15 protein-coding genes are annotated in these 15,466 nt (G+C 37.7%); 6 read left to right on the top strand and 9 right to left on the bottom strand.

What is annotated here, in order from left to right:
• Positions 1 to 27: 27 nt before the first annotated feature.
• On the top strand, positions 28 to 723 hold the full coding sequence (locus KTH84_RS15960) for a phosphatase PAP2 family protein (protein ID WP_202743409.1): 696 nt from the start codon (positions 28 to 30) through the stop codon (positions 721 to 723).
• Position 724: 1 nt separating this feature from the next.
• Here KTH84_RS15960 and KTH84_RS15955 read toward each other — a convergent pair whose 3' ends face one another.
• From KTH84_RS15955 to KTH84_RS15930, 6 genes are all read right to left on the bottom strand, one after another.
• Positions 725 to 2,059, bottom strand: coding sequence for an ATP-binding protein (locus tag KTH84_RS15955; RefSeq protein ID WP_262474138.1), 1,335 nt, complete (start codon positions 2,057 to 2,059; stop codon positions 725 to 727).
• Between the two features lie 24 nt (positions 2,060 to 2,083).
• Positions 2,084 to 2,758, bottom strand: a complete 675-nt coding sequence (locus tag KTH84_RS15950) for a response regulator transcription factor (RefSeq protein WP_133972011.1) — start codon at positions 2,756 to 2,758, stop codon at positions 2,084 to 2,086.
• A 14-nt stretch (positions 2,759 to 2,772) separates the two neighbouring features.
• On the bottom strand, positions 2,773 to 4,422 hold the full coding sequence (locus tag KTH84_RS15945) for a phosphoethanolamine transferase (RefSeq protein WP_262474136.1): 1,650 nt from the start codon (positions 4,420 to 4,422) through the stop codon (positions 2,773 to 2,775).
• A gap of 185 nt (positions 4,423 to 4,607) precedes the next feature.
• Positions 4,608 to 5,915: a DcaP family trimeric outer membrane transporter gene (locus KTH84_RS15940; RefSeq protein WP_133972007.1), complete on the bottom strand. Its 1,308-nt coding sequence runs from the start codon at positions 5,913 to 5,915 to the stop codon at positions 4,608 to 4,610.
• 273 nt (positions 5,916 to 6,188) lie between these two features.
• Complete coding sequence (locus KTH84_RS15935) at positions 6,189 to 6,380, bottom strand: hypothetical protein (RefSeq protein WP_127493960.1); 192 nt, start codon at positions 6,378 to 6,380, stop codon at positions 6,189 to 6,191.
• Positions 6,381 to 6,453: 73 nt separating this feature from the next.
• Positions 6,454 to 7,713 (bottom strand): MFS transporter, encoded by a 1,260-nt coding sequence (locus KTH84_RS15930; RefSeq protein WP_262474133.1) that lies wholly within the window; start codon positions 7,711 to 7,713, stop codon positions 6,454 to 6,456.
• A gap of 128 nt (positions 7,714 to 7,841) precedes the next feature.
• Between KTH84_RS15930 and KTH84_RS15925 the strand changes: the two genes are divergently transcribed.
• The 4 genes from KTH84_RS15925 (at position 7,842) to KTH84_RS15910 (ending at position 10,901) form a co-directional block, all read left to right on the top strand.
• The gene (locus tag KTH84_RS15925) at positions 7,842 to 8,468 is read left to right on the top strand and encodes a lysophospholipid acyltransferase family protein (RefSeq protein WP_262474131.1); all 627 of its coding nucleotides are present in this window, start codon (positions 7,842 to 7,844) and stop codon (positions 8,466 to 8,468) included.
• A 66-nt stretch (positions 8,469 to 8,534) separates the two neighbouring features.
• A complete protein-coding gene (locus KTH84_RS15920) occupies positions 8,535 to 9,452 on the top strand; it encodes a patatin-like phospholipase family protein (RefSeq protein ID WP_202743415.1) in 918 nt (305 codons plus the stop codon).
• 104 nt (positions 9,453 to 9,556) lie between these two features.
• Complete coding sequence (locus tag KTH84_RS15915) at positions 9,557 to 10,018, top strand: NfeD family protein (RefSeq protein WP_262474128.1); 462 nt, start codon at positions 9,557 to 9,559, stop codon at positions 10,016 to 10,018.
• 28 nt (positions 10,019 to 10,046) lie between these two features.
• The gene (locus KTH84_RS15910) at positions 10,047 to 10,901 is read left to right on the top strand and encodes an SPFH domain-containing protein (RefSeq protein ID WP_133972001.1); all 855 of its coding nucleotides are present in this window, start codon (positions 10,047 to 10,049) and stop codon (positions 10,899 to 10,901) included.
• Between the two features lie 80 nt (positions 10,902 to 10,981).
• Here the strand turns inward: KTH84_RS15910 and KTH84_RS15905 are convergent, their stop codons facing one another.
• From KTH84_RS15905 to prpF, 3 genes are all read right to left on the bottom strand, one after another.
• On the bottom strand, positions 10,982 to 11,350 hold the full coding sequence (locus tag KTH84_RS15905; RefSeq protein ID WP_133971999.1) for an MmcQ/YjbR family DNA-binding protein: 369 nt from the start codon (positions 11,348 to 11,350) through the stop codon (positions 10,982 to 10,984).
• A 58-nt stretch (positions 11,351 to 11,408) separates the two neighbouring features.
• Positions 11,409 to 12,320: a polyprenyl synthetase family protein gene (locus tag KTH84_RS15900; protein WP_133971997.1), complete on the bottom strand. Its 912-nt coding sequence runs from the start codon at positions 12,318 to 12,320 to the stop codon at positions 11,409 to 11,411.
• Positions 12,321 to 12,480: 160 nt separating this feature from the next.
• On the bottom strand, positions 12,481 to 13,668 hold the full coding sequence (gene prpF, locus KTH84_RS15895) for a 2-methylaconitate cis-trans isomerase PrpF (RefSeq protein ID WP_262474124.1): 1,188 nt from the start codon (positions 13,666 to 13,668) through the stop codon (positions 12,481 to 12,483).
• 378 nt (positions 13,669 to 14,046) lie between these two features.
• Between prpF and KTH84_RS15890 the strand changes: the two genes are divergently transcribed.
• The gene (locus KTH84_RS15890) at positions 14,047 to 15,426 is read left to right on the top strand and encodes an amino acid permease (RefSeq protein ID WP_262474122.1); all 1,380 of its coding nucleotides are present in this window, start codon (positions 14,047 to 14,049) and stop codon (positions 15,424 to 15,426) included.
• The last annotated feature ends 40 nt before the right edge of the window (positions 15,427 to 15,466 follow it).

The raw sequence follows: 15,466 nt of genomic DNA, 5'->3' as shown, positions 1-15,466 counted from the left end.
TCCATTGTCGATTGATATTTCATCAGAATGACTAAGCAAAAACGTTTTTTCCAAATTAATCTTATCTTGCTTTTTTTAAGTTTTTTTCTGCTTTTAATCGTTTTTCCAGTCGGCGGAAAAATTGATATGTACCTTATCCAGCCTTGGATGGATTCAACAGGTCATTTTTTCAATCGGGACAATTGGTATCTTGTACGCCTTAACCATGAAATCGTAAAACAAATCATTACCACTGTTTATGTCATCTTTTTAGGTCTGTGGATTGCGTCATTCAAAGTAGAAAAATTGAAGCTTTATCGCTGGCAATATGGCTATATGTTTTTTGTGAGTATGTTAGGTAGCAGTATTGTCGGCATATTAAAATCACAAACTGCGTATGCTTGCCCTTGGAATATGGTTCATCCTACCAATTTAGGATATGTATGGGATTTTACCGCCAAACATGGACACTGTTTTCCGGGCGGTCATGCAAGTGCTGGTTTCATCTTAATGACAGGTTATTTTGTTTATCGTCTTGAGCGACCTAAACATGCCTATTTTTACTTAGCGACGAGTCTTATCTTAGGTTTTATGATGGGTTGGGGACAAATGATGCGTGGAGCTCATTTTCTTAGCCATAATTTATGGACAGCTTGGGTCATTTGGGCAGTAAATATCTTACTTTATGCGATTTTTATTCATCGCTTCGAATTTGAAAAACGAATCAAACAAGAACTTGTATAAATCAAGTTCTTGTTTCATGAATATGTAGAATCTTAGGTAGTTTAACCAAAACTGAAAGTCCACCAAGCTCTAAACTTCGATCTAGCGTCAAAGTTCCACCTAAACGTTGAGTTGCACGATCAACAATAGATAAACCTAAACCACTCCCCACTTCAAGGTGATGGTGTACACGATAAAAACGTTTTAACACTTTATCGTACTGTTCAGGGTCAATCCCCGCACCGCTATCTTCAATTTGAATACACGCATAGCCATCTATATCTGTAAAAACTGAAATATTAATCACACCTTGGTGGGGCGTATATTTGATTGCATTATCAATTAAATTAAAAATAATAGAATGTACTGTCGGTTCAACACTATGCATTTCAATAGGTTCATTACGAACCAGACCTAAATCAATCTCTTTTTGCATGGCTAAATTAACAAGCTGTTCAACACAGTTCAAAGCGACATCATTAAGCTGAAAATATTTGGTTGGTTCAATTACACTCAAGGACACATCTTGCTTTGCCAAAGCTAAAAGCTGAGTGACCAGATGCTGAATACGCGCCAATCCTTTACTCAGATTTTGCAAAGACTCATGTTCAGGAAGTTGACTGATTAAAATTTTAGTTTGTAAATTTAGAGCTGTGACAGGAGTTCGGAGTTCATGTGCAGCATCGGCAATAAACTGTTTTTGTTCCATTTGAGCCTTAGATATACGCTCAAATAAACGGTTCATTTCATCAATGGTTGGCAATAACTCTTGAGGATAGTCCGCAACTTCAATAGGCGTCAGTTCTTCTGAATCGCGGTGTGTTAGTTCATTTTTAAAATCATCAATCGGCTTGAGACCTCGACGAATAATCGCGGCCAAAGCAAAAATTGCAAATGGCAAAATAATTAAATAGGGAACAAACATACTCCCCGCAAGTTCCCAAGCAAAAGCCTCACGGACCTTTTCTTGTTGGCTAATCTGGATCTGATAATCTTTTAAAGGCAGAACATAGGTACGAATTAAACCTTGGTTGGTTTTATGCGAATAAAAGCCAGCTTGTGCAACAGGTGGAACCAATAAATGTAAATGGTGCGATAAATGAGCTTGATCTTTATACGCCCAGATATCTACAAATAAATCTTCTTCATGATAGGTTTTATGAAAATCAAACTTACTACTTACCGTTTTTAAGGGATATTCAGCTGTTCGTTCTGCCAAATAACGCATTTGAGTATCTAAAATTTCGTCAACTTCTTGAAGCGCAACCTTATAGGCACTAAAAATTAATATACAACCTAAAATAATACTGAAAATTGAGGTGCCCCAAATCAGTCGTTTTCTTAATGAATAATGCACTTTTATAAAGTTCCACAACTTAAGCTATGATTGTCCTAAACGGTAACCCAATCCCCGAATAGTTCGAATAAAGTCTTTCCCAAGTTTAGCTCTCAAGTGATGCACATATACTTCGATGGTATTACTAGTCACATCACTATCGAAATCATATAACTTATCTTCAAGATTTGCTTTAGAAAAGATTTTATTTGGGTGGTTCATCAAAGGAATAAGAATCGCCCATTCACGGTTCGACAAATCAATCCGTTGACCTTTAAAGGTTGCAATATGTAGTTCAACATTTAAAACCAAGTCACCACTCTGTAATAACTGGTCCTGATTCGCAAGCTGAGCCTCTACTCCACTACGGCGTAATAAAGCATGGATACGAGCCAATAGCTCATCAAATTCGTAAGGTTTTATCAGGTAATCATCTGCTCCGTTGTTTAATCCATCAACACGGTTTTGTAATTGATCTCGTGCTGAAATAATTAACACTGGCGTTGCAGCTCTTTGACGAATTTGCTTTAAGACCTGCATGCCATCCATCATAGGGAGGCCTAAGTCCAAAAGAATTAAATCGAATTTATTTTTAGCCAATTGAGCCAGACCATCTAAGCCATTATTGACCCATTCCACCTCAAATTGATGATATTGCAGCAACGTTATTGTTGACTCGGCAATCATAAAATCATCTTCAATCATTAAGATTTTTGTCATATTTCAGGCTCGCTTTAATTTACATGGGCACAAGAGTGCAACATATCCAGTTGGGGGTTGATGACTTGAGTTTTTACATCTAGCAAACTTAATAAGCTTGGGAATAAATTATCCTGACTTAGGGCTTGTTTAGTCTGTTGGCCTAAACAACTCACTTGAGCAAGATTATGTCTTTTCCAACTATCAGAGAACCACATCATCATTGGTACATGTGTCTGTTGGCTTGGTGCGATTGCATAAGGTGAACCATGTAAATATAAACCATGTTCACCTGTAGATTCGCCGTGATCAGACAAATACCATAAACCAGTTTGATAATTCGATACTTCTTTTAAAGTATTAATCATCTGACTTAAAACATGGTCTGTATACACAATCGTGTCATCATAACTATTGAGTAATTCTGTTCGAGAACAACCCTGTATGGCATTAGTACCACAAGTCGGTTTAAATGGTTGATATGTAGCTGGTGCACGCTTGTAATAAGCTGGACCATGGCTTCCAACTTGGTGTAAAACAATCAGACGTGGGCGCATGTCTTCTTTGGGAATCGTCGCCAAATACTGTTTTAAGCTATCAATTAAAATATCATCATAGCATTCGCCATCTTTACACCATTTTTGCTTTAACTTTTCTGGTATTTGGTACTGCTCGACACGATCACAAGTTCCTTTACAACCAGAATTATTATCAATCCAAGTCACTTGATAACCTGCACGCTTTGCGATGTCTAATAAACCTTCACGATGACTTGCTAACTGCTCATCATAGCCAACACGTGGCATGCCAGAGAACATACATGGCACAGATACAGCTGTGGCCGTACCACAAGAACTTACCTGAGAAAAATTTAAAACATCTTGTTTAGAAAGCTCTGGATTTGTATTTTTGGCATAGCCATTTAATGCAAAACTTTCAGCGCGGGCTGTCTCACCCACAACGAGTACCATCAATTTAGGTAAGTTATTTTGTACTTGCTGAACTTGATGAGCATCTTCACCATAATGGATTAATGGTAAGTTCTTCTTAGGTGCCATCTTGTGATAGTAAGACATTAAAGATGAAATACTATTTTGTGGTGAAACCATTCCTTTTAAATCACGATGTTCACGAAAGATAGATGCAAAATCAATATAGTATGTAAAAAGCAAAATACAAACAATCGCAAAAGAAGCAACAATTGAACCGACTTTTTTAATCAATAAATGAGATGCTTTTTCTTTTTTAAGCTTTACTTGAGAAATGAAAATGATAGGTAAAACTACTAAAAAAACTATCCAACACCCAAAACGCAATGAGATTAAGTCAGAAATCTCAGCTGCATCGGTCTGTACCATATTTTGAATTTGATCTGGTGAAATCACTATTCCGAGTGTATTTACAAAATATGCGCTAAATCCCCCAACAATCACCAAAATAATGGCAATAAATTTAGCAGTCCATTTCCAATTTAAAATTTGTAAAACAGCATAATAAGCAGTGACAAGAATAATGACTGTAGCAGCCAAGAACAGAATAGCCTTTACTCCAAAATATGGAGTTAAAAGATTAATGCTATGGAAGAAACCAATATTGAGAATGGCTCCTAACCAAATAGCTAAAATTAGATTAAACATAAACAGTGAAATCTGTTTATTCCTTAATTTAGAAAAAAAATTAAGCATCTCGGACGACTACAATCTTTTTATGATGCTTCACTTTAGAAATTAAAACTTAAAAATCACTTAAATAAAAAAGCAGTCCTAAATGGCTGCTTTTAGAAATACTCATTGTTAAATTCTATATAAAAAGAAAAAAGTCGAGATTCACATGAACCTCGACTCTTCAAAACATAATTTTTTTGCTAGGTTTAGAAGCTGTATTTAGCCATTAAACCAACACGGTTATCTTTGTAAGACTTACCAGCAAAGGTATCACGCTTACCGTTTACATACTCCAGACCTAAATCAATTGGTTTTACTGGTGTATAAATCACATTAAGCCATGCTTGTTGAACTTTTTCATTCGCAGATGTATTTGCTTTAGCGTAGTCAGTGCCGTCATCAGCGAATTGTGCACCATACGCTAGAGTAGAACGTAAGTTAGGTAAAATTTTATAAGTTCCACCCACTTGTACCGCTACAAATTCATTTTGTTCAATATCGTTATTTACTACTGCATAAGCACTGTTACTACCATATAAGTAAGTATTATTACCTACAACATATGAAGCATCAGCAAATAGTTTTAAAGGATCAGATACTTTAAAGTCGGTACCAGCAGCAACACCCCAACCTGTTTTGTCGTCACCCGTAGTTTGTGATTTATAATTTTCAACTAAAACACGAGCGGAAGCCGAACCTTTGCCGCCTGCATACCCTTGGGTTAATTTAGCTGTTAATACAGGTAAGCTATATTTGACACCATCAGTTGCCCACTTATCATCTTTATCTTTAGCATTACCTGAACTATCACCTTCTTCAGCAGAAACTAATAGTTGTGTTGCTGGAGCAAGTTTAAAGTTATAACGCACTTGTGGAACACGTTTTGTACCACCACCAATGTTTGTCGAGAAGTCGATCATTTCTGGTGCATGGTTAGATAAGAAGTTTGAAGTTGTTTGACCGAATAACCAGTTGTTATAAGTCAAGTAAGCATGACGAATACGTAAGCCATCATTTGTACCCGCAAAGTCGACTTCGATTTTACCACCAACTTTAGCGTCATTTACTGGAGCAGTAAAATCTAAACCAAGACGTGTCGTTTTAGCTGTTGCACGGATTTTATCTTTCGCTTCACCAGTTGACTTGCTTACATCATTAAAGTCGTTGTCTGCACCTTCGATAATATAGTTAGCATCCCCACGAACAAAACCATATAGGTTCACATCAGCGCCCGCTTTAGATTTTAATGATGCTAAAGGTGAAACTGGTGCAGCAACAGGTTGTGCCTTAACTTCAGCCAATTGAACTTGCTGTTGTTGCTGTACTTGCTGTTGTTGTTGCTGTACTTGGCTTTGTTGTTGAATTAAAGCTTTTAAAGCTTCAACTTCTTTACGAAGCTGTTGAATTTCCGCTTTGTCGGAAGTCGCAGCATGTGCCCCACTCATCATTAAAGCTGTAACTGTAAGAGCTAAACTTTTAATAACGAAAGATTTACGATTAAGGAATAGATCCATCAAAAACTCCTAAAAATATATTTTATGTTGCCTATCCATGCCAAGTTGATTTACGCCATTAAATTAGGGGCTAAAAAATCAACTCTCCTCCACTTTGGTTACATTAATTTTATTACCGCAACCAAAACCAATTTCAACGCTGTGCAAGACCAAAACCTAATAACCAAAGACATAAAAAGCCGACTTTGAGTTACAGATTTTTACCTTAACTTCATGTTGTAACGAATCCTACACAACTCTCTTATCTTATAGAATGATTAAATCGTTATTTCATTATTCTTTTTTAGACTTTAGGCTAACATCCAATCTAATTGAACACTTTTCTATCCATTTTGATTGATTCACATGATTTTTCTTGTTAACGAGATCCATTTTTTCTCCTTTTAGCTTCCATTTGCTACCCAAACAAGATGGCATAATTAATAGAGCATTTAAATAGCTAAAAACATACATTTTTACAAATATAGACCAAGGTATTAGATAAAGCTTAGATCACTCCTTAAGCGATATTAAATTTCTTTATTTCATTTAGTTAACATTATTTTTCATGTAGTTTTGCATGTTTCCAGAGATAAATAGGAAGCAAAGTAACAACGCCAATAATGACAATAGCTATCAAATAATGGAAATAACCGAAGGCATCTCCAAGCACTCCACTGAAACTATAAAGCACACCACTCACAGTCGCCATGACTGAAACCTGAAAGGTAAAATCTGTACCCGCATATTCTTTTCGACTGTAATGCATAACTAAGGTCAACATAACAACCAACAACATTGCCGAGAATGCATCTTCTAAAGCATTTACGGCATAAATGCCCCAAACATTGAGGTGTATTTTCTGTTCGTAGGCATAAGCTAAATAGCTATAAGCCGCTAAGCTCATAATTTTAAATACTGAAAAAACAATTAAAGCCGTGGGTCTTGAAAAGTATTTAAGCACTCCACCTGCTATTGTCGCCCCTGTCAGGGCAGCTACCGCACCGAGCATCGTGATATAAACACCAATTTGAGTAAAACTTAAGCCCATATCAACCATTAAAGGTTTAAGTAATGGTCCAGCTAAACCATCTGCTACTTTAAAAGTAATGAGTACAACCAACCAAGAACGAAGCTCTTTATTTTGAGAGAAATAACTCAAGTAGGCCTTAATCTTTATGACTAAGTTTTGTTGGTTAAGTTGAGGTTCATTATTTGAATGAGAATTGTGTTTAGGTTCTTTAAATAATAAAACGGGTAAAGTATTTAAAAACACCAAAGCCGCTAATAGCAAAAAAGTGGGTTGCCACGTCAACCAGTCTAAGCACCAGAGTACGGCTCCTCCCCCGACAATAAAACCTAGTCGGGAACCAATCACCTGAAATGTATTGCCCCAATGTTGCTGGTCATGTTGCAGCAAATTAACTGCTAAAGCATCGGTTGCAATATCTTGTGTCGCTCCAGTTAAGTTCATTAAGAGTAGTGAAATGAAAAAGGCAAATAAATAAAGAGGCTGGTCTAAAGTTTGAATAGGGAAAAAAGACAAAATGCAAAGTACACCCACAGTCAAAAACTGAGCGGGTAGAATCCAACTACGATAATGTCCTAAACGCGAAAGTGCATGTCGATCAACCCACGGCGCCCAAAATATCTTGATTGACCAAGGCAACATGAGTAAGCCAAAACCACCAATGTGAGCCAGTGAAACACCTTGCGCCCTTAAAATAACGGGTAAGGCATGGGTCATAAAACCGACAGGCAGCCCTTGTGCCCAATATAAGGAAAATAGCAGAAGATACAGATTTTGCTGCCGCCACATAGATACCTACTTTTTATTTCTTTAATGAGGAATAACATCAAATGTTATGTTGTTCTTACATTTTGCCAATGAAGCATATATTTCAAAAGACTAAGATAAAACAAGGACAAGTTAAAATTTAAAAAAACATGGATCAACATTTCCCTAATCTACCTCATTTGGTTCCCCAGCGTGGTACTGCTTTAAGCCGAGCACTATTTAAAAAACTATTTTTAGCGCAAGGTTGGACAATTGAAGGTGAAATTCCTAATTATCCAAAAGCTGTTGCCATTATTTCACCCCATACGTCTAATGTTGATGGGTGGTATGGTTTTCTTGCTATTTTCGGGTTGGGTATTCAAATTACTGTTTTAGGTAAAGATGCTCTTTTTAAACCACCTTTTAAGCGAGCTTTAGATTGGGCCGGAGTCATTCCCGTTAAACGTGACACAGCAAATGGTCTTACTGAGCAAGTTGTTACCACTATTCAAAAATATGACAAAATCTGGATTGGGATGGCCCCTGAAGGTACTCGTAAAAAAGCAAAAAAAATGAAAAGTGGTTTTTACCACATTGCAGCAAAAGCCAATATTCCAATTGTGATGTTTTCTTTTGATTATGACCATAAGACGATTCACTGCTTAGGTCACTTAGACCCAAGTGGAAACTATGATGAAGATCTACAAAAGATTTTTGACCGCTATGAAGGAAAAATTTCACCCAAAAATCGTAATTGGCTTGCTGAACCTTTACAAAATCTAGTGAAAAAAACCTAGCAAAAATTGAGCGAATCTGGTCTTATTGCCCTTCTTAATTTATCTCGACATAGATTATTTTTAAAGATGAAAATTGCTCAATTTGCCAGTATTGGATTTATCTCTCTAGCACTATTTGGCTGTGATAAATTTAGCAAAACACCAACGCCGACGACCTCAATTAAAGCCCGTGAACCTGTCATTGCACTTGCTTTAGGTGGCGGTGGAGCAAAAGGATTTTCACATATTGGTGTGATCAAGGTTTTAGAGTCTCATGGAATTAAACCTAAAATTGTAACGGGTACCAGCGCTGGTAGCTTTGTTGGAAGTATCTACGCGAGTGGGCAAACACCTTATCAATTGCAAAGTCTGGCTCTGAAATTACAAGAGTCTGATATCCGTGATTTAACCCTTAATCGTCAGGGCATTATTCTCGGACAAAAGTTACAAGACTACGTGAACCGTAACGTTGGCAATAAACCTATTGAAAAATTTCCAATCCGTTTTGCAGCCGTGGCAACTCGTCTTGATAATGGACAAAAAGCAGACTTTATTAAAGGTAATGCAGGCCAAGCCGTACGTGCTTCATGCAGTATTCCAAATGTATTTGTACCTGCCACAATCGGTAAACAAAAATATATAGATGGCGGATTAGTCAGTCCAATCCCTGTAAAAACCGCTCGTGATATGGGTGCAGATATTGTGATTGCAGTTGATATTTCAGCGCGTCCAGCAGGGAATCGCCCAGCTAATATGTGGGGATTGCTTGATCAAACTATTAATATTATGGGTCAACAAAGTATTAATGAAGAACTCAAGCAAGCCAATGTGGTCATTCAACCCAAAGTAGGCCATTTAGGTACACTTGACCTCAAATCAAGTAATCAAGCAATTTTGGAAGGTGAAAAAGCTGCTCAAGCTCAAATTCGCCAAATTGAAGGTGCAATTGCAAACTTCAAAAAATCTCCAGCTGCATTTAAGCCCGCACCACGCCCTAAATTCTAATAGAAGTGGTTTTTTTCTATCCACATTTCCGATCATCTGCTACAGTGGTAAAAGTGATATTGAGTCACTTTTACTCACATAAATATATATAAAAGAGCAGATCTATGGAGTTTGTTGTACAACCTTGGCATTGGTTTGTATTGGGTATCTTACTTATTCTTTCTGAACTGATCCTCCCTGCCTTTGCTGCACTCTGGTTTGGTATTGCCGCCATTATGGTGTGCGTTCTCTATTGGTTATTTCCAGATATTAGCCTCACAACACAAATTGTATTGTGGATAATACTATCAGTGCTATGCACCATTCTTTGGTTCAAATTTATTAAACCCTTATCCATTGATAAAACCAAAGCGGGATTACCCCGTGAAGCGACCATTGGTCAAATTGGAATGGTGATTCAAACTAACTTGGCTCATGACCAGATTATTGTTCGTTTTCCCATGCCTCTTTTAGGGGCTGATGAGTGGAACTGTCGAAGTACCACTCCTGTTAAAGTCGGTGATCGGGTTCGAGTTATTGACATTTCGGGCAATGACTTAATTGTTCAGGCCCACAGTACTTCATAAACATTAAAGATAAAGAGAGGGTATTTTCATGCCAGTCGGTACTATTATTGTTTTAGCATTTTTGGCTTTTGTTGGTATTACCATTTTTAAGGGGGTCCGTATTGTTCCTCAAGGTTATAAATGGATTGTTCAGCGTTTAGGTAAATACCACTCTACCCTTAATCCGGGGCTTAATTTTGTTATCCCCTATGTAGATGAAGTGGCTTATAAAATTACTACGAAAGATATTGTGCTGGATATTCCATCACAAGAAGTCATTACACGTGATAACGCTGTATTGCTGATGAATGCAGTAGCTTATATTAATTTAACTACGCCAGAAAAAGCAGTATATGGTATTGAAAACTATACATGGGCGATTCAAAACCTTGTACAAACTTCATTACGTTCTATTGTTGGTGAAATGGATCTAGATGATGCATTGTCTTCACGAGATCACATCAAAGCTAAATTAAAAGCTGCTATTTCTGACGATATTTCAGATTGGGGCATTACCCTAAAAACAGTCGAAATTCAGGACATTCAACCCTCTCATACCATGCAAGCTGCCATGGAAGAACAAGCTGCTGCAGAACGTCAACGTCGTGCTGCTGTTACTAAAGCCGATGGTGAAAAACAGGCAGCTATTTTAAGTGCAGAAGGTCGTTTAGAAGCCTCACGTCGTGACGCAGAAGCTCAAGTTGTTTTAGCTGAAGCATCTCAAAAAGCGATTACAATGGTGACCAGTGCTGTTGGAGATAAAGAGATTCCTGTTGCTTACCTTTTGGGTGAACAATATGTAAAAGCCATGCAAGATATGGCGAAATCTAATAATGCCAAAACTGTGGTTTTACCTGCGGATGTTTTAAATACCATTCGCGGTATTATGGGAAAACATAGCTAACCCTATTATTTGATTAGCAAAATTAATATCGGAACGGTGATCTAAAGGTCGCCGTTTTTTTATTTTATTTATCTTTTATATTACTGGTTTTTTAATCTTTTCTGATCTTTCAAAGGTAATTTTTTTACGACTAAATCATAAGAATCGTGAATTAAATCTTCAAGTAAATCGCTTGTTAAGTTCTTATGCGGTGTAATCGAAATCCAGTGCTTTTTATTCATGTGATAGCCCGGAATAATAAATGAATAAAGCTCCTGATATTCCTGACTCTTATACGGATCACACTTCACATTAATCATTTTGACGCCTGCCACTTCTGTTGTCAGCATGAATATTTTTTCTAAAATTTTAAAAACTTCATAATCTGGCCCAAAAGGATGAGTCTGTTGACTAAAGGGAAGATTAAGCGCAATTTCAATTGCTTTTTGATGGAGTTGTTCACCATTCATTCTTTTCTCCTTTATTCATTTCGCATGAATAGAAGTTATGAATATTGATTTAATATTATTAATTGGTACGTGCTAAAAGAAATTGTGAGATCTCAGTTAATTCTTTTGCATCATCACCAAAATAGGCTAAGGCTTCAAAAGCTTGATCATGCAATGCTTTGGCATAAATCTGTGCTTGTTCGAGACCCATTAAAGCTGGATATGTCGATTTTTGAACTTGCTCATCCTTACCAGCTGTTTTACCCAAAGCTTCGGTACTCGACGTAATATCGAGAATATCGTCTAATACCTGAAAAGCCAGTCCAATGGTCTGCCCATATTGGCGTAATTTTGGAATTGCTTGATCTGTTCCAGAAAAAATGGTGACTGCACCCATCATAATTGCGGCCTGAATGAGTGCGCCAGTTTTATTACGATGAATATTTTCAAGTTCATCTTGAGCAATTTGCTTAGCTTCAGCTTGTAAGTCTAACACTTGTCCACAGACCATTTTAGAGGTGGCTGTTGCTAGAATCTGAATTTGTTTTAATACAATCGTGGCGTCAGTACCCAGCCCTTGTTCATCAAACAAACGGCTACCTAAAACCTCAAAAGCCATCGATTGTAAAATATCACCTGCAAGCAAAGCAGTATCTTCACCAAACGCAACATGACAAGTCGGCTGACCACGACGCAGTAAATCATTGTCCATACAAGGCAAGTCATCGTGAGCCAGTGAATAACAATGAATTAACTCGACTGCTACCGCCGCACGGCGTGCAGCAGCAAAATTTGGATTTGGCTGTAAAGAAGCAGTGGCATAACACAAAGCCGGACGTACACGTTTTCCACCAAGCATAACCGCATGGTGTACTGCACTTTTTAAAGGTTCAGGAATCGAAAATGCGGCCAATGTCGTCAATAAATCTTGTTGAATACGTTGTTGAGCTTGGTTTAAAACATCCGCATTAACTTGAGAGAGTGATGACACAGTCGCCTCGATAAAATCAGTAGAGAAATTTTATTGAATGTAATGAAGCATTCATGCGCTACATCATACACGATTCACTGTGAAAAGTGGGTGATGAGTTTTTCAAAGGCAAGTGTAAAAAAGCCTCTACACATTGAGAGGCTTTTTATTTAGATAAAGTTTAGAAACTATCACCCGGAACGCGAACCCAACCTTCCATTAACACACGTGCACTACGGCTCATAATGGCTTTTTTAACGGCCCATTGATCATTAATAAGCTCAGCTTGAGCACCAACACGTAATGTTCCTGATGGATGGCCAAAACGTACCGCTTCACGTTCGCCACCACCAGCCGCAAGGTTTACTAATGTTCCTGGAATAGCAGCTGCTGTACCAATCGCAACTGCCGCCGTTCCCATCATGGCATGGTGCAACTTACCCATCGACAAGGCACGTACCAGTAAATCGACATCGCCTTCTGAAACAGGCTTACCACTTGAAGCGGTGTAGTTTTTCGGTTTAGAAACAAAAGCAATTTTTGGTGTGTGCTGACGCGCAGCCGCTTCTGAAATGTCTTTAATTAAACCCATCTGTACCGCGCCATATGCACGAATTTTTTCAAAACGTGCCAGTGCTGCTGCATCACTATTAATATGATCTTGTAATTCTGTACCGTGGTAACCCAAATCTTCTGCATTTAAGAAAATGGTTGGAATACCTGCATTAATAAAAGTTGCCTGAAAAGTACCAATTTCTGGCACTTCCAATTGGTCGACTACGTTTCCTGTCGGGAACATATCGCCGCCTTCTTCACCATCATCGGCCGGATCTAAAAACTCAATTTGCACTTCGGCTGCTGGGAATGTCACCCCATCAAGCTCGAAATCTCCAGTTTCTTGAACTTGACCATTGGTGATAGGCACATGGGCAATAATAGTTTTTTGAATATTTTTTTGCCAAATTCGAACCGTACATACACCATTTTCTGGAATACGATCTGCATCAACCAAGCCATTTGAAATCGCAAAAGAGCCAACAGCAGCAGTTAAATTACCGCAGTTACCACTCCAGTCTACAAAAGGCTGATCTATTGAAACCTGACCAAATAAATAATCCACATCATGATCTGGCTGAGTACTTTTAGCGAGAATAACAGTTTTGCTCGTACTAGAAGTAGCTCCCCCCATCCCATCAATTTGTTTTCCATATGGGTCTGGGCTACCAATTACACGGAGTAAGAGTTGATCTCGTGCTTGTCCTGCAACTTGGGCTTTTTCCGGCAAATCATCAAGCTTAAAAAATACACCTTTACTGGTTCCACCACGCATATAAGTTGCTGGAATTTTAATTTGCGGTACTGAGCTCATATCAACTGTTATCCTTACTATTATGTTCTTCTATATCAAAACAAGCATTCTTGTTTACCCTTCTCTTCATCTTAAATTGTTTTAAGGCCAAGAGATAGCGCCCTGCTTTATACATCAATCGTATTGACGCGAGCATATTTTGTGAATTTAGCAATATGCTTGCAATGACTTAATCTAAGCAAAATCTAAGAAAAAAAGTCTATATGAAATTATATTTTTTAGAGCACTTTTCACTCTATATTGAAATATTAAAAGTAAACCAATGATTTTAAATATATTTTAATATTACTTTTCAGTCACAGCTTATTAATTTGTAGTCTAGGCTAAAATAACTCCATCTATTAGAATAATTTACTTATTCATTGTGAGTGAAGACCTTTGACCAACGAATCTTCTACACTGCAACGAGGACTAAAAAATCGACATATCCAATTAATTGCTATGGGTGGAGCAATTGGTACCGGATTATTTTTAGGCTCGGCGCAAGTGATTCAATCTGCGGGACCATCCATTATTTTAGGATATGCCATTGGCGGCTTAATCGCGTTTTTGATTATGCGCCACTTGGGAGAAATGATTGTTGAAGAACCTGTTGCAGGATCGTTCAGCCATTTTGCGTATAAATATTGGGGGAAATTTCCCGGATTTTTAACCGGATGGAACTATTGGATACTCTACGTTCTGGTCGCGATGAGTGAACTCACCGCGGTAGCCAAATATATTAATTATTGGTGGCCTCATATTCCAGCGTGGACTTCTGTCTTATTTTTCTTTGTCGTGATTACGGCAATTAACTTAACCAACGTCAAATTTTATGGGGAGTCCGAATTCTGGCTCGCTATTATTAAAGTTGCTGCGGTTATCTCTATGATTGTTTTTGGACTTTATTTGCTATTTACAGCAGATGTAGGTTCAAGCATTTCATTTAGTAACCTTTGGTCTCATGGTGGATTTTTTCCAAATGGCTTTAGCGGCCTGTTCTATATGTTGGCTTTCTTGATGTTCGCTTTTGGTGGTATTGAACTGATTGGTATGGCCGCAGCAGAAGCAAAAGATCCGAAAAAAACCATTCCAAAAGCAATTAACCAAGTCGTTTTCCGTATCTTGATTTTCTATATCGGTTCACTAACAATCTTACTTTCATTAGTACCATGGAACCAATTAGATCTTGGCGGTCTCGACAAAAGTCCATTTGTTATGATTTTTAGCCAAATGGGAATTGGTTGGGCTGCACATCTTCTTAACTTTATTATTTTAACTGCTGCCCTATCTGTTTATAACAGTGGGATGTTTGCAAATAGTCGTATGCTTTACAGTCTCGCTCAACAAGGGAATGCGCCAAAAGTTTTTGCGAAAACCAATAAACAAGGGGTTCCTATTCCCGCTGTTTTACTTTCTGCTTTATTAATCTTTGGCTGTGTCCTTTTAAATTACTTTGTACCTGAAGATGCTCTTGGACATCTTATGTATGTTGTGGTTGGTGCACTTGTTCTAAACTGGGCAATGATATCAATTACACATTTGAAGTATAGACGTTTTGTTAAGCACGCGAATATTAAGACATCTTTTCCAGCGTTATGGTCACCTTTTAGTAATTACTTAGTCTTAGCTTTTATTGGTGTTGTTCTCTATATTATGTGGACTCAAGGCTTCAAAGAGTCAGTAATGATGATCCCTATTTGGATTACAGCGATGCTCGTACTTTTTGACTATTTAAATCCTAAAAAACTAGATTCCATTGAGAATCCGGAAGAATAAATAAATCTAAAAAGCCATTGTCTAGACAATGGCTTTTTTG

The sequence above is a fragment of the Acinetobacter sp. WU_MDCI_Abxb74 genome (assembly GCF_025513915.1).
Lineage (GTDB): Bacteria > Pseudomonadota > Gammaproteobacteria > Pseudomonadales > Moraxellaceae > Acinetobacter > Acinetobacter calcoaceticus_C.
This window is presented reverse-complemented; position numbering and strand designations above follow the sequence as displayed.

Bases quoted from the DNA above. Each gene is read 5' to 3' on its own strand.
- KTH84_RS15905 (WP_133971999.1), bottom strand. From the start codon at position 11,350: ATGAATGGTGAACAACTCCATCAAAAAGCAATTGAAATTGCGCTTAAT.
- KTH84_RS15920 (WP_202743415.1), top strand. From the start codon at position 8,535: ATGAAAATTGCTCAATTTGCCAGTATTGGATTTATCTCTCTAGCACTA.
- KTH84_RS15910 (WP_133972001.1), top strand. From the start codon at position 10,047: ATGCCAGTCGGTACTATTATTGTTTTAGCATTTTTGGCTTTTGTTGGT.
- prpF (WP_262474124.1), bottom strand. From the start codon at position 13,668: ATGAGCTCAGTACCGCAAATTAAAATTCCAGCAACTTATATGCGTGGT.
- KTH84_RS15950 (WP_133972011.1), bottom strand. From the start codon at position 2,758: ATGACAAAAATCTTAATGATTGAAGATGATTTTATGATTGCCGAGTCA.
- KTH84_RS15925 (WP_262474131.1), top strand. From the start codon at position 7,842: ATGGATCAACATTTCCCTAATCTACCTCATTTGGTTCCCCAGCGTGGT.
- KTH84_RS15940 (WP_133972007.1), bottom strand. From the start codon at position 5,915: ATGGATCTATTCCTTAATCGTAAATCTTTCGTTATTAAAAGTTTAGCT.
- KTH84_RS15930 (WP_262474133.1), bottom strand. From the start codon at position 7,713: ATGTGGCGGCAGCAAAATCTGTATCTTCTGCTATTTTCCTTATATTGG.
- KTH84_RS15915 (WP_262474128.1), top strand. From the start codon at position 9,557: ATGGAGTTTGTTGTACAACCTTGGCATTGGTTTGTATTGGGTATCTTA.
- KTH84_RS15945 (WP_262474136.1), bottom strand. From the start codon at position 4,422: ATGCTTAATTTTTTTTCTAAATTAAGGAATAAACAGATTTCACTGTTT.
- KTH84_RS15960 (WP_202743409.1), top strand. From the start codon at position 28: ATGACTAAGCAAAAACGTTTTTTCCAAATTAATCTTATCTTGCTTTTT.